This window comes from Parashewanella curva (genome assembly GCF_003675895.1).
GTDB lineage: Bacteria > Pseudomonadota > Gammaproteobacteria > Enterobacterales > Shewanellaceae > Parashewanella > Parashewanella curva.
On the sequence record NZ_ML014793.1, the window covers coordinates 1 to 13,455 of the forward strand.

Here is a 13,455-nt window from a genome sequence, read left to right on the forward strand (position 1 = left end):
TGGTCATGGATTTCATTCATGTGCTCGAATACCTCTGGAAAGCGGCGTGGTGCTTATTTAAAAAAGATGATCCAGAAGTCGAAGATTGGATAGAAAAGCGAGCGACAGAGGTCTTACGAGGAAATGCGTCACAAGTAGCAAAAGGTCTTGGGGTCAGTGCAACAAAACGGAAATTAAAACAACGAGAAGGCATTGATAAGTGCATCGGTTATCTATTGAAAAATAAATCGAGATTAGAATACGGCAAAGCGTTAGAACAGGGGTTTCCAATTGCTAGTGGCGTCATTGAGGGAGCTTGTCGTCATCTGATAAATGATAGGCTGGATATCACGGGAGCGAGATGGAGCCTAGAAGGTGCAGAGGCCATATTAAAACTAAGGTCGTTAAGGTCGAGTGGTGATCTCGAAAAATATTGGGAATATCACAAAAAGCAATCCAAACAGAGGTTATACGGATGTTGATAACTGTGTCTGTTTAAAAGACCTACACCCAAATAATTTGGGAGTAATAATCATAGAACAACATTAAAGTTAATGCTCTAAATCATTTCGGGGCAAAACCTTCACAGCAATTAGAAATAAACCGCAGTGAGCCTTAGCCATAACTTGCTCTAGCACATCTGGCGATCTTTTGGTTTATATAAAACGTTCAGCGAGTTCGAACAAAATTCGGGAAAGGATTGAAAAACAAAAAATGTAGCACATTAGCATCTAAAAAATGGTGCTACATATATGCTATAAAAAATGGTTTTTGAGAGAAATATTGTGCTACAAGATTTCTTAAGAGCTCAAAATCACTTGTAAAATAAGAAAAAAATGGTCGGAATGAGAGGATTCGAACCTCCGACCCCTGACACCCCATCAACACGTAAATTCCGCAACTAAGAGCATGATTTATAAAGACATACCATGGTTGCGCCTAACGTGAAAAAGCTTAATTTGGTTAATAATTTTAATTTTTTAACCTATATAAATCAGTGAGATGCAAATCGTTTTGCGAGTAGCTTTTTCAAAAAAATGTAATCTCAACTTCCATGAATCCCTGACGCATTTGGATAGTGCGCCAAGCTTCCAGTTTTAAGTTAAGCGATTATTTGCCAGCCAGCATAATCACTACTTATCTCTATTTAAATTTCTTCAAAACTTGAAGGATTGAAATTAAGCATTTCAGTGCATGCTTTAAGTCTTCGGTCATTATAATTGCTATATAGCGAACTTAATGCTTTAATTTGTATTAAGTTCGCTATATATCGAACAACGAGGAACTCATGGCAAATCGTCAACAGCTTGGTCAAACTCTTGCGCAGGCAAGAAAAAAGCAACTAAAAACACAAAAGCAGCTTGCTGAACAAACGGCTATTCATAAAAGTACCATTTCTGAAATTGAAAATGGTCGCTTTACCGGCTCCTTAGATATTTTTGAAAGATACATAGACGCACTGGGCTACGAAATAGATATAAAACCAAAGCAACACCAATTACCTGATTGGGATGAATTGGATTCGCTATTTGGAGACGATGAATGAATCTTACAACACTTCCACAGCGAATAGAGAAACTAACCGTTTTAGGTGACAGTTCTGAGCTTGGCATACTCACACATGGGTCAAACCATTACTTTCAGCCCACTCGAAAAGATAAGCATGTTTCTTTAACGATGACAAAGCCATCACTTGATGGTTATTCATCTGGCTCATTACACCCCATTTTTGCTCAAAATTTACCTGAAGGATTTAACCGCCGTTTCATTGCCGATCGTTTAGCAAGGCACGCAAGAGTTAATGACATGTATCTGCTTGCACTTCAAGGTGACCATGGAATTGGTATGCTTAGCTATGACACCAATATTGATTTGCCAGAAGCTGAATCGTTACCATTAAATCAGATCTTAACTTACCAATCAAAAGAGCCTTTGTTCCCTCAATTATTGGAAAAGTATTACCTAAGAAACAGTTTATCTGGTGTTCAGCCTAAAGTGAGCATACCCAACACAGGGCGAACACTTGAGCAACACGATCTTATTGTAAAAGCCTGTGATGAAGAATTTCCGCTTTTAACCGTTAACGAATATGTGTGCATGCAAGCCGCGAAACATTGCGGACTTAAGCCACCAAAAACGTATCTATCCGAAAACCTAGAAACGTTTATTGTAGAGCGATTCGATAAACCTAATAGTGAAACTTTAGGGTTTGAAGATTTCACAACTCTGCTAAAGAAACCCAATCACCCAGATGCTAAATACACTGGGAGTTATGAAACACTTTTAAAAGCAACCTTCATCTACACTAATAGCTTAGAAGAAGTGCGAAAGATGTATCACTACATTGTTTTTAATTGTTTGATTGGCAATGGCGATGCCCACTTAAAAAACTTTGCTTTGCAATATACGACAAATATGAAGCATATCTTTGTATCCCCACCATTTGATATCACTCATACACTTATCTACGATACGATTGATAAAAAAATGGCGTTAAAACTCAAAAACAGCAAAGTCTTTCCAGATAAACAACACCTCATCAACCTTGGTACCTCTCAGCAGTTTAAAATTCGAGATGCTGAACAGATTATTGAGCAAACGGCTAACTCAATTCTAGACTTTATCAAAAACTCACAAGAAGCATCCCTACTCAAAGGGCTAAAAGGTTCAATTGAGCAATCTGTAGATAGAGTCATGCTTGGTAGTTTCAGCAGCATATCGTATAGGCACGACAGAAAGAAAAAGTTTGAATGAAGTCGTCATACTCGAGATGACACTATCAAAAATGGAATTTACGACAGCGTTCAAATGCATGTTAACCAATTGAAATAGAATGATTTTGTTGCTTACTCGCAAAACTCTCGCAAAATAAACAGGCAGATATTTTTAAGATGAATTAGAAGGTGATGACGTAAGGCATTGATTTGAATGAATAAAAATGGTCGAAATGAGAGGGTTCGAACCTCCGACCCCTGACACCCCATGGAGTTATTTGCTCCGTATTGTGATTCATCAGCAACTCCGAATGACTCCCATAAACTCAACTCAAGACATTGATATATAACATATATAAATCATCTGTGATTTTCATTGAGCCGATATTAATTTCAGTGCTACCTTCAAAAGCCGTGCTACATATAGTGCTACATATTTTTTGGTCTACTTAAACGGTGCTACAGGATCTTCAGCGGTTTTGATATCTAAGAAACCCTGTAATAAACACCTCAATAACTCAGTTCCTTCAGCATCGATGTAAGCTTCAACTTCTCCATGGCTATCTTGCCTAACTTGCTTATCTTCGAGGTACGAAATAATACGTTCAAATTGTAATTTAGCTTCAGAAAAGTATGGATATTCGAGAGAGTTTGAGTATGCTAGCTTCATGAAAGGAGCCTTTTTATAGACTTGTTGTGTTTGCAAACTGATAAGTACTATAAAATTGCTCCTTTCGCACTATTTGTCAAAGTCATCCCATTGATAATTAATGATCTTTTCATGATGTTTGTCGATCTAAAAGATCTACACCCTTATGATTTCACTCTCTGTAATCCACCATTTCATAAGAGTGCAGAAGAAGCCCAAGCAGGCAGTCAGCGAAAGCAAGCCAACCTTAATAAAAATAAGCAAGCTAGAGGGAGTCAGCTTAAATCCAGTGACAATCCATTGAACTTTGCAGGGCAACATAATGAATTATGGTGTGATGGTGGAGAGTCAGCGTTTATTCGAAGAATGATCAATGAAAGCTGCCAATATGCTGAGCAATGTCGATGGTTTACTTCTTTAGTAGCAAAAAAAGAGAACTTGCCGATCATTAAAAAAGCACTAAAAAAGGCTCAAGTACGAGAGTACAAGATCGTAACCATGAGCCAAGGACAAAAAATCAGTCGAATGATTTGTTGGAGCTTTATTGAAAATTAGTCAAAAAAAAGCAAGCCACTAAGGCTTGCAAACATACCTGAACCAGTATTACAAAACATCAGGCAGGAGGACAAGGAGATGACTGACCAACGTGAGTCATCTATTTCAAAAGACCTGAGATAGCACAAAAAGTATTCAAAATAATTCAAAGTTTTTTATAAACTCATCATCTGAACTTTATCTTCCATTCAACAAGCTTTTTTAAAATGCTAGCCGCCACTCCATGAAGTTCTTGACTAGACTATAGAGAAGCTTATCAATGACAACGATTCATGAGCTAATCATTTGTTGGAGTTCGTTATGAAACGTCACCTTATTGTATCCCTGCTGGCTATATGGATATGTGCTTGTCAGCCTGCACCAGATCAGGCTTTAGGAACCATTGAACGCGATCGCGTTACCTTGACGGCCACCGCGAGTGAAATTATTCGTCAGTTACCTAAGCATGAAGGGCAGAAAGTAAAAGTGGGAGATGTACTGGTTCAGCTCGATACAAAAAATCAACAAGCGCTGTTGGCTGAAGCAAAAGCGCAACAAGCAAAAGCTAATGCAGCATTATTAAGGTTAACTAACGGTGAAAGACCAGAAGATATAGCAGCTGCGAGCGCTCAAGTTCAGCAGGCCAAAGCCAAAGATATTCAGGCGGAAAAAGCATTCATACGAATTCGAGATTTATTTGCTCAAAGATTAGTGAGTCAGTCGAATTTAGATAAAGCCAGAGCGGATAGAGATACTGCCAGAGCAAATTTACATTCGGCAACAGAGGCTTTTTTAAAACTGACGGCAGGTGCAAGGGTAGAAGACGTCGAACAAGCGAAAGCCGAATTAGCTGCTGCCCAAGCACAAGCGGCACTGCAACAGCAACGATTAAAGGAATTAACGATCACTGCGACTCGTAACGGCATACTGGACAATTTGCCGTACAATTTGGGAGAGCGGCCACCACTAGCGGGGATTGTGGCTATCATTCAAGCTAATAGTGTCCCCTATGCAAGAGTATATGTTCCAGCTTCTCATCGAATAAAAATGGTTATAGGTGCGCAAGTTCCCGTGCATGTCGATGGCGTCAAAGGTAGTTTTGCAGGAAAAGTAAGAAGGATTGCCACCGAACCCTCATTTTCACCTTATTACGCTTTGACTGAAAGTGAGCGTTCTCATTTGATGTATTTAGCTGAAATCACGTTGCCATTTATTTCTGAATCATTGCCGTCAGGGGTACCAGCCCAAGCTGATCTTAGCCATATTCAGCCTCCAGAGAGTGTAATTGATGAAAGGGGAGTGCAATGACATCAGCTCCTGCCATCATTGCAAAAGGGGTGAGTAAACGATTTGGGAAGTTTACTGCCGTAAAGCAGTTACATTTAAATATCCCACAAGGTCAGATTTATGGATTTTTAGGACCGAATGGTAGTGGAAAATCGACATCAATTCGTTTGCTGACGGGATTATTGGCTCCGAGCGAAGGCAATATTCAAGTTTTAGGTTATCAAGTACCTGAGCAAGCAGAAGCGTTAAAAACTCAAATTGGTTACATGACTCAAAAATTTTCCCTCTATGATGATTTAACGGTGATAGAAAATCTGGCCTTTATTGGTCGAATTTACGGGTTGGATCCCGTGACATTAGCAACACGCATTGAGCAGCAGCTACTCACTTATGATCTCAAGCCTATAGAGCATCAACGTGTTGAAGGTATGAGTGGTGGTCAGAAACAGCGACTCTCACTGGCGGCTGCTACCATCCATAGTCCAAAGTTATTATTTTTAGATGAACCCACTTCGGCTGTCGATCCAGAAAATCGACGTGATTTTTGGGAGCAGTTGTTCGATCTATGTGATAAAGGCACCACCATCTTGATTTCAACACACTATATGGATGAAGCTGAGCGTTGTCATCAACTGGCTATCATGGAAGCAGGGGAGATCAGAGCCCATGGTGAACCAGAGCAATTGATGCTTCAAATGGGGGTGAATGTCGTTGAAATTCTCTACCCAGATCTACGCCGTTTGAAGGCTCAATTATTAGCGTTGGAAGAAGTACATTCTGCTGCACAGTTGGGGGTACGTCTTCGAGTATTGATCAGCAAGCACGTTAGTGATCCTATTGATTGGTTAAAGTGTCGGTTTCCTGAATTGTTAACAGCCGAGTTAGAAATAGCCCGCCCCAGTTTAGAAGATGTGTTCGTGTCAGTAACTGGAGAGGGGCGCGCATGAAGTCACGGCAACGCATTTTTGCAATGATCATCAAAGAATTCAGACAATTAATGCGTGATCGTATTACGCTAAGCATGACGGTAATGATCCCATTATTTCAACTCCTGTTATACGGTTATGCGATAAATACTCAGGTTCGACATATACCAATTGGGGTTGTAGATCAAAGTCAGTCAGCTTTTGGGCGATTATTAGTTGAATCGGTGAAAGCGACTCAAATTCCAAAATTGAAAGCCGCATACCCGACGGTGGTTCAAGCACAAAAAGCACTAAAACAAGGACGAGTACAAGCTGTTTTGATATTACCTAAAGATCTCACTCAACGTGCTGCTCAAGGACGAGTATTAGGGCAGTGGTTGGTGGACGGTAGCGATACTTTGGTCAGTGGTGCAATTAAAAGCTTACAGACAATGCCATTGACGGATTTTGATATTCCAATACGTAAAGCGCCACCGGCGAAGACCTTTGAAGTGGCCATTTTATATAATCCATCTCAACGCAGTGCCGTTAGCATTGTGCCGGGTATTTCGGGGATCATTTTAACCATGACGATGATCATGTTCACCAGCTCAGCGATCGTGAGGGAGCGAGAGAGAGGGAATTTAGAATTGCTGATCACCACACCAATCCAACCTTTAGAGTTAATGGTGGCTAAAATCATTCCTTATATTTTGATTGGCTTGGTGCAAGTGTCCATTATTTTAGGTGTTGGGCACTTGCTATTTAATGTCCCGATTAATGGCTCCATTTTACAAATACTGTTAGTGACGCTTTGTTTTATCTCAGCCAGCTTAACCCTTGGTTTACTGTTGTCTACTATTGCTAAAACCCAAATGCAATCAATGCAAATGACGGTATTTATTTTGCTGCCATCAATTTTATTATCTGGGTTTGTTTTTTCTTACGATGCCATGCCAAAAGCTGCACAGTGGATTGCTGAAGTGTTGCCAGCAACGCACTTTATGCGAATGATTAGAGGAGTGATTCTTCGTGGCGCTAATATGCTAGATATGTGGCCAGATACCTTATGGATGTTAGGCTTCACTGTCATCGGCATTTGTGTGGCAGCGAAGCGCTTTAGCAAGTCGTTGGATTAAAAATGAGTTGTGGAGTTTCCACTGGTGAGATTGAAATTGTTTGGGGTGGCAATTAACTGATCCAATGCCTCATGAGCACCTTTCTGGCTGAAAGTGTAAACCTTAGCCTCATCATATTTGTAAGGTAGATAGCTTCTCACGCTAAATTGATCACCTTCCCCTTGTCCTTTCTGACCAAGGTAAGACAAGGTGCCCATTTTGATGTCGCCGCCAATATCTACGCTTCGAGTGCCTGTTTTGTCTCTGGCGACTGTTTTTCCTTGTTCACATTCAGAATAAAATACCGAGTTGCCGTCCTCGCCATATATTTCAAAATCAATGCTGATTAATACGCCTGCTGGTGACGTTTCACACGCATTGTCTCCCGCTAAGGACATGTAGCAATTTTTACCATTGGTGCAGCCAATTTGCAATTGAGCATCCGAACTGTTGGTTTCAGCGATGACCAATCCATTAGGAAAGTGGGAAACCTTCCAATCACCAAAATCTTGGTTATAGCTAGCGCCACTGGTTGTGAGTGCGGCCATTAATAGCATTGTACTAAGCATTAGATGTTCCTAAGGCTGTAAACTAACAATTAGATGGCATTATAAGTATTCAATGCTAAACATGAGCTTAACGCTGTTATAGTTATTGGCTTGTGTCTGAATATGACTTTGTCAAATTAAAATTGTTTTGTGATCGAATGATCTGTTGCAATGCCTCATGAGCACCATTAGAACCAAAGTAATAAGTTTGTGAATCGCTGTTTATTGAAAACAGAGAGCCGTCATCCTTAAGCCAACTTAAAGCACCATATTTTATGGAGCCTATAACAAATCCGCTATCTGTCGAATCCACCTGTGCGTTTACGTGTTTTATGCACTTAGCAGTATGTATTTCGGTTTCATTCTCTACAGTGAGTGTGAAATTTGGACTATTTTTATTGCAGCCCTAGGAGAATAAAGGGCTATATAACATTTCTTACCATTGGTGCATCCGAGTTGAAGTGAGGTCATAAGAATCATTGAACTTAACATGACGTGCCTCCTTTTAAACTTAATAGAGTTATTGGGCGATATCGAAGTTATTTTGCGTTGCAAATAATTGCTGTATAGCACTTGCGCCACCATTTTGACTAAAACGATATCCGTTATCATTGGTACCATTATATACAGTAAAGGGCTGGTCATTATTTGTCATTTTGCTAAATGAACCTTTTTGAAGTAAATATTCTGTGTGCCCTTGACCTGTTATGGAGTCATCCATCACGGCACTATAGCCTCTCAAGCAATTCGCAGCATAAGTACCTTGATAATTATTTATTTGAAATTTTAATGTTGATAAGTTTAGTGGGCAGTTCTTCGGAGTATCTATTTGAATGGAGCAATTGTTACCATTCTGACAAGCTATCTGAAGTGTTGCATGACTGCCATCGATACTTTCAGTTATAGAAGCTATAGTGTTATGACTATCGTGGAAGTTAAATACTGTCCAGTTTCCGTAGTCCGTCGCTGTTCCGCCAGTTACAAGCGAACTTAACAATAGTAAAGAACTTAACATGGTTACTCCTTAGTTATTTGTTGCTTCAGCCCAAAACAATTGCAGCGGGCTGCCATTAATACGAAATTGACTGATTTTGGCTTGCACACTGGGTTGCAATAGGTAGTCCTCAAGCGCTTGTGCACCTTTGGTATTGATACCTACAACTTTATCTGGATTGACACGAGTAATAGACATCACTCGTTGCAAGTGCGGTTCGCGAGTGACAAGCACGACTTGAGAGGATTGGTTTTGCTGCTTGTAAGCTAAAAATGGGTAAGCTCCCCAAATGAAATAGCCATCTAATGCGTCAGCTAATTGTGCGGCGACCTCTTTTTTAGTCCGTCATGCACAAACCAACCTTCTTTATTCGGTTTACCAGCTTGCTGCCAAAACAGTTCGGTAAGCTTGCTGACTTCATCCAGTTCATTATCAATGTAAAACTGCTTCTGATGTGCAATTCGATTCATAGCATCACTCATACTGTTTTGAGGTTGAACATTAGCAGGGTTGGATGCTGGACTGCTCAATACCGATTGAGTTGCAAATACCATCTTCGGCCAACTGCCATAGCCATTAAGAACAAAGCTTGGTAGTTGTTGTTTACCAAAGTGAGAAATAACGATATCGGCCTTACCAGCTTGTGCCAGTTGATACGGATTAGTGCTGCTACTAACTTGAAGTTGATAGCCTGTCTGCTTTTGAAAATCATTGGTCAGATAGTGGATAAACCCACTTTCAGCCGGAGCGATAACTACTGCCAACCTAACTAAATGCCTATTACCTGTGGCATGGCATATTCCAGAAAATAATATCACCAATAAAGCCAGTACTTGATTCCGTGCGATTTTCATCTTTATTTCTCGAATCAATTAAAACCACAATGTACTGCTATATACGAAGAAGTAGATTAATTTTTAATTCTATTTTTAGCTAAGTCATGCTTTTAATTAACAAATACTCATGTGGCATTAAGATTTAGAATAGCTGTTTTGCCTATCCTTTATATATTATTCCATGTATATGTTGGTTGATTTATGTCTTATTCACCGAGTGTTAGCGTTTCTCTAGCGCCCTATGGTTTTGCTACTGGAGAAGAATATGTTTCGGAATTTATGAGTATTACAAACTTTAGCGATCCCATGTTGAGAATCAACAGATATCATCGCTTGCTTGCTGATAAAGGGTTTTGCCAAAACGTGACTTATGAGATGCATGGTAATACCTGCTGGAATTTAGCCGCAGAATACCGTGATTTAGCCGAAGAAACGAAATCAGATAGTGTTGAACGAGCTCTAGAACTCTATAGAGAGGCGGAAAGTTGGTTTAGGCAAGCGATAAAAGACTATGAGGATATGGTTGGCGATGTATCTAAAAAGAACACTAAACAATATCGACAACAGCTTGAGAAATCAAAAACCTTTCTTAAAGAGACTCATGAGCCATTACATGAAGTTGAAGCCCAAATTGAGCAGTTACAAGATATCGCCATAGAAGACGAACCTGTTTGTTACAAACCTTCTACTAAATGCAAGCTTAATGTTTTAGACCCTATGCCTAAATTGCGCGTTAGAATGATGGTAAGCATGGCTGATAGAGCTGCCAAACATGAGACGTTGTGCGATAGCATAGAGTCGATTACTGAGCTGAAGGCGCATGCGAGGAAAGTTCAAGCTTTTACTCAAGTATCTGCTCATGATGAGATGACGAAAGGTGAGAGATATGATTTAGCGACCAGTTATTGGAATTTAGGGTTCAAATTGAATAAAATGTGTTCGGATCAAATTGATAATCTTGATAGATATAATACAGATAGTGAAACCTTAGTAGCGGAATTAACAGATATTGCTAAGCATTACCAATTAGCTGCAGCGGCGATGGAAAAAGCCGGAACTTTATACATAAAATGCGAAGATAGAATTGATTGTGAAAAGTGGCTCGCTTACTTTGACACTAAAGTGGAAAATATCCAAAGATCCATTGAGAATGACATGATTGAAGGAATATTTAAGTGCAGAGATAGTGGAATGGAACTCGTGGCATTATGGGATTACAAGAAAAATGCTGCTGTGGTTGATGATATGAAGCCAATGCCAGCAGAGCACTATGATCGTTATGATGATAACGGCCAATTACTTAGCAGTGAGCCTCTAGAGTGTGAATCAGAGTCCATGGATAGTAAAATTAAGGTGTTGCGTGAACAGATAGCTATGAAAAAAAGAGAGTTACAAGTAAAACTCGACATCCTCCATAATGCTGGTCCTTCATCAGAGGGTAATAGAAAAAGTGAGATTTCAAAACTAACTAAGGCATTAAAAAGTCTAGAGTTATCAGATAAGTATGAACTTAATGCTACAAAACAAAATTTTGTAAAACTCACAACAAAATTAAATCGTTTAATGACAATGGTAGAGTGGGTTAAGGCGCCAAAAGATAAAAAAAATCCAGTAAAGAAACTCAAAAGACCAAGCTCCCCTCAAACTCGCAAAACCAGCTTACCCATAGCAAAACGTCTTCTAAGACATTCAATTTCATAAAGGTTAACGCTTGCTCACTTTGGATTCACCTTGAATTTATAACCAGTTGATTATAATGGTAAAAGTTTAATTTGAAGTGGATTTACAATGGCGGCGAGTACAGAATTTCATACCAATAACCCATTGAGTGAGGCGGATTACTTGGCTAAGTTCAACGAATTTGACCAGTTACCCGATAGAAATAGAGATAAAAGACTAGCAGCACTTCAAGGGTTAAAAGCCGACCCCCAGTTTAAGCAAAGCGTTGGTAACGTCACTTTCGGTGTTCTGTGCTGGCAAGTAGCCTGTGATCTTCAGGCAATTTCCCAAGATAGTATGGAGGCGTTGGGCTGTTTTCATGGAAATTGGAAACCTGAATATAATCATCCTAATGAACTATGCCTAATTGAAAAAGCCACGTCATTAGCTGAAGAAGCAAAAGCTAACTTCAAACAGTTTTTAGGTATACAACAAAATGAAAAACAAAAGGTTAAACACAGTACAAGAGTTCAAGATCGAAGATATGAATCTGATTGCATTGAGGCAATAAGAAAGTGTGACTTAGAAATTGAAAAAACAGACGACTTGGTAAACCTGTTGAAAAAGCGTGTTGAACAAGTTCAGCAATGGAGAATGACGATTACAAAGGCCGGAGCCTTGACCCGTTCACAGCGAGCAACATTAACTCAATTTGAACACTGCTTAGAGAAGCTTGAAGAAATTACAGATGACCATCATGCGTTAGCACATGGGTTACGCAGACTCATTAGAAAGGCTGATAAAGATCTATTGGCACTCAGTAGTAATCGTTCTGAATATGGGGTGTGTCTGTGGAATTTAGCCTTAAAGCTAGAGGACGTAGCGATAAAAGGAGCTGATGATGATTTTAAGGATGAATACCCTTATCTAGAACAGGCTAAGCATGGATTTGAACTGGCACAGCATTGTTATACTTTTCCTGAATATAAAGAAAATTGCGAAGCGAAAGCCAAAGAAACCAATGTTCGAATGGAAAAATTGAGAGCGATGATTGATGAGCAAGAGGTTTATGAAAAAAGCTCTTTTGAGGAGTGTGATATTGAGCTTGCCGAACCCAAAAAATTGGTAGCGTCTATATCTAGCGCTTTGATTGAGAAAGATAAGACAGAAGTGAAGCAACAGAAGATGCAATGTGATCCTGTGCTGATTTTACCAGAGATAGAAAATACGCAAAGTAAACCAATATTCTTACCGACAGCATCTCTTGCGCCGCAAGAGATACAAATTTCAGTATCAGCGTATATTGTGACTACTGATGATCGCAGTCTATTTAACCCTCGTGTAAGATCCCATGATGTACATATAAAAATGCCTACAACTCAACAAAAACAAGGAAAAGTGGTAAAACCACGAAGAGGCCGGCCAACCAAAAAGAAGAACCCTCAAAAAGTCGCATGTGATTTTTCGTTAACGACTCATTCAGGTGCTTTTCCAACATCGATTAAAGTGAGTATTAGTCAATAAATTCATCGAGATCTGGCGTGGTACGCAATGCTTCAAACCATGTATCTGGGGCATCAATTTGGCCATTTTCATCAATATGTGGATAAGGGATCCCCTTTTTACGACACGCTTTCGCATATATAGGATGACCTTGTTCGAACAGTAACTTTTGACAGTAGTCATCAGGTAGTTTGTTGATGCCATAAAGCCCAGCTTGTTCTCGTTGGTGTTTGGCTTCAAACAACATTAATGCCGCAGCAACTGAAACATTAAGAGACTGCACCATCCCCACCATAGGAATGATCACTTGTTTATCAGCTAAGGCTAACGCTTCAGCGCTTATTCCGTCTTTTTCATGACCAAGTACAATGGCAGTGGGCTTGGTGTAATCAATCTCTCGATAATCCACGGCTTCATCACTAAAATTAGTGACAATGATTTGCATGCCTTGTGCTCGGCAATCATCAAACGCTTCTTTTACCTGATAATGCTTCTTTACATTCACCCATTGCTGGCTACCAGAAGCGGTATTGCCAGAAACACGCATATCAGGATCCGGCCAAATCGCATGTACTTCATGTACGCCAACGGCATCTGCAGTGCGCACCACGGCTGAAATATTGTTGGGTTTATGGACTTGATCTAAACATACTGTTAGATCTGGTTGGCGATGGTTTAGCATGTCATTAATGCGAGTAAAGCGTTCTGGAGTCATGTTTTCAACGGTCT

At 39.8% G+C, this 13,455-nt stretch carries 14 protein-coding genes and 1 pseudogene; 9 read left to right on the plus strand and 6 right to left on the minus strand.

Features of this window, described 5'->3' with window-relative positions:
• From D5018_RS21720 to D5018_RS13810, 3 genes and pseudogenes are all read left to right on the plus strand, one after another.
• Positions 1-461 (plus strand): annotated as a pseudogene (locus D5018_RS21720) (ISKra4 family transposase); the annotation flags it as partial.
• A gap of 785 nt (positions 462-1,246) precedes the next feature.
• A complete protein-coding gene (locus D5018_RS13805; RefSeq protein ID WP_279386887.1) occupies positions 1,247-1,525 on the plus strand; it encodes a helix-turn-helix domain-containing protein in 279 nt (92 codons plus the stop codon).
• Positions 1,522-2,733 (plus strand): type II toxin-antitoxin system HipA family toxin, encoded by a 1,212-nt coding sequence (locus tag D5018_RS13810; protein WP_121839585.1) that lies wholly within the window; start codon positions 1,522-1,524, stop codon positions 2,731-2,733. The genes D5018_RS13805 and D5018_RS13810 overlap by 4 nt, the downstream gene beginning before the upstream one ends.
• Before the next feature lie 405 nt (positions 2,734-3,138).
• On the opposite strand, the gene D5018_RS13815 is transcribed toward D5018_RS13810, so the two are convergent.
• Positions 3,139-3,363, minus strand: a complete 225-nt coding sequence (locus tag D5018_RS13815) for a hypothetical protein (protein WP_133309296.1) — start codon at positions 3,361-3,363, stop codon at positions 3,139-3,141.
• Between the two features lie 111 nt (positions 3,364-3,474).
• Here D5018_RS13815 and D5018_RS13820 point away from each other — a divergent pair, with 111 nt between their 5' ends.
• The 4 genes from D5018_RS13820 (at position 3,475) to D5018_RS13835 (ending at position 7,207) form a co-directional block, all read left to right on the plus strand.
• Positions 3,475-3,897, plus strand: a complete 423-nt coding sequence (locus D5018_RS13820; RefSeq protein ID WP_133309297.1) for an RlmF-related methyltransferase — start codon at positions 3,475-3,477, stop codon at positions 3,895-3,897.
• Between the two features lie 300 nt (positions 3,898-4,197).
• On the plus strand, positions 4,198-5,184 hold the full coding sequence (locus tag D5018_RS13825; protein WP_121839588.1) for an HlyD family secretion protein: 987 nt from the start codon (positions 4,198-4,200) through the stop codon (positions 5,182-5,184).
• Complete coding sequence (locus tag D5018_RS13830) at positions 5,181-6,110, plus strand: ABC transporter ATP-binding protein (RefSeq protein ID WP_121839589.1); 930 nt, start codon at positions 5,181-5,183, stop codon at positions 6,108-6,110. The genes D5018_RS13825 and D5018_RS13830 overlap by 4 nt, the downstream gene beginning before the upstream one ends.
• The gene (locus tag D5018_RS13835; RefSeq protein ID WP_121839590.1) at positions 6,107-7,207 is read left to right on the plus strand and encodes an ABC transporter permease; all 1,101 of its coding nucleotides are present in this window, start codon (positions 6,107-6,109) and stop codon (positions 7,205-7,207) included. The genes D5018_RS13830 and D5018_RS13835 overlap by 4 nt, the downstream gene beginning before the upstream one ends.
• Here the strand turns inward: D5018_RS13835 and D5018_RS13840 are convergent.
• The 4 genes from D5018_RS13840 to D5018_RS13850 all read right to left on the minus strand — a co-directional run bounded on the left by D5018_RS13840 (position 7,204) and on the right by D5018_RS13850 (position 9,582).
• The gene (locus tag D5018_RS13840; RefSeq protein WP_121839591.1) at positions 7,204-7,755 is read right to left on the minus strand and encodes a hypothetical protein; all 552 of its coding nucleotides are present in this window, start codon (positions 7,753-7,755) and stop codon (positions 7,204-7,206) included. The two genes, D5018_RS13835 and D5018_RS13840, sit on opposite strands and share 4 nt — an antisense overlap.
• A 499-nt stretch (positions 7,756-8,254) precedes the next feature.
• On the minus strand, positions 8,255-8,749 hold the full coding sequence (locus D5018_RS13845; RefSeq protein WP_121839592.1) for a hypothetical protein: 495 nt from the start codon (positions 8,747-8,749) through the stop codon (positions 8,255-8,257).
• Between the two features lie 9 nt (positions 8,750-8,758).
• Positions 8,759-8,926: a hypothetical protein gene (locus tag D5018_RS21725; protein ID WP_165905070.1), complete on the minus strand. Its 168-nt coding sequence runs from the start codon at positions 8,924-8,926 to the stop codon at positions 8,759-8,761.
• A 116-nt stretch (positions 8,927-9,042) separates the two neighbouring features.
• Positions 9,043-9,582 carry a substrate-binding domain-containing protein gene (locus tag D5018_RS13850; RefSeq protein ID WP_133309298.1) on the minus strand — a complete coding sequence of 180 codons (540 nt, stop codon included), beginning with the start codon at positions 9,580-9,582 and terminating at the stop codon, positions 9,043-9,045.
• Positions 9,583-9,765: 183 nt separating this feature from the next.
• Here D5018_RS13850 and D5018_RS13855 point away from each other — a divergent pair, with 183 nt between their 5' ends.
• Positions 9,766-11,265 carry a hypothetical protein gene (locus D5018_RS13855; protein ID WP_121839594.1) on the plus strand — a complete coding sequence of 500 codons (1,500 nt, stop codon included), beginning with the start codon at positions 9,766-9,768 and terminating at the stop codon, positions 11,263-11,265.
• Between the two features lie 87 nt (positions 11,266-11,352).
• Positions 11,353-12,747 carry a hypothetical protein gene (locus D5018_RS13860; protein WP_121839595.1) on the plus strand — a complete coding sequence of 465 codons (1,395 nt, stop codon included), beginning with the start codon at positions 11,353-11,355 and terminating at the stop codon, positions 12,745-12,747.
• Here the strand turns inward: D5018_RS13860 and trmH are convergent.
• The gene (trmH, locus tag D5018_RS13865) at positions 12,737-13,441 is read right to left on the minus strand and encodes a tRNA (guanosine(18)-2'-O)-methyltransferase TrmH (RefSeq protein WP_121839596.1); all 705 of its coding nucleotides are present in this window, start codon (positions 13,439-13,441) and stop codon (positions 12,737-12,739) included. The genes D5018_RS13860 and trmH overlap by 11 nt on opposite strands.
• Between the last annotated feature and the right edge of the window lie 14 nt (positions 13,442-13,455).

Excerpts from the sequence above, each read along its gene's own strand:
- D5018_RS13815 (WP_133309296.1), bottom strand. The coding sequence starts at position 3,363 with ATGAAGCTAGCATACTCAAACTCTCTCGAATATCCATACTTTTCTGAA.
- trmH (WP_121839596.1), bottom strand. The coding sequence starts at position 13,441 with ATGACTCCAGAACGCTTTACTCGCATTAATGACATGCTAAACCATCGC.
- D5018_RS21725 (WP_165905070.1), bottom strand. The coding sequence starts at position 8,926 with ATGTCTATTACTCGTGTCAATCCAGATAAAGTTGTAGGTATCAATACC.
- D5018_RS13850 (WP_133309298.1), bottom strand. The coding sequence starts at position 9,582 with ATGAAAATCGCACGGAATCAAGTACTGGCTTTATTGGTGATATTATTT.
- D5018_RS13830 (WP_121839589.1), top strand. The coding sequence starts at position 5,181 with ATGACATCAGCTCCTGCCATCATTGCAAAAGGGGTGAGTAAACGATTT.
- D5018_RS13860 (WP_121839595.1), top strand. The coding sequence starts at position 11,353 with ATGGCGGCGAGTACAGAATTTCATACCAATAACCCATTGAGTGAGGCG.
- D5018_RS13845 (WP_121839592.1), bottom strand. The coding sequence starts at position 8,749 with ATGTTAAGTTCTTTACTATTGTTAAGTTCGCTTGTAACTGGCGGAACA.
- D5018_RS13835 (WP_121839590.1), top strand. The coding sequence starts at position 6,107 with ATGAAGTCACGGCAACGCATTTTTGCAATGATCATCAAAGAATTCAGA.
- D5018_RS13820 (WP_133309297.1), top strand. The coding sequence starts at position 3,475 with ATGATGTTTGTCGATCTAAAAGATCTACACCCTTATGATTTCACTCTC.
- D5018_RS13855 (WP_121839594.1), top strand. The coding sequence starts at position 9,766 with ATGTCTTATTCACCGAGTGTTAGCGTTTCTCTAGCGCCCTATGGTTTT.
- D5018_RS13825 (WP_121839588.1), top strand. The coding sequence starts at position 4,198 with ATGAAACGTCACCTTATTGTATCCCTGCTGGCTATATGGATATGTGCT.
- D5018_RS13840 (WP_121839591.1), bottom strand. The coding sequence starts at position 7,755 with ATGCTTAGTACAATGCTATTAATGGCCGCACTCACAACCAGTGGCGCT.
- D5018_RS13810 (WP_121839585.1), top strand. The coding sequence starts at position 1,522 with ATGAATCTTACAACACTTCCACAGCGAATAGAGAAACTAACCGTTTTA.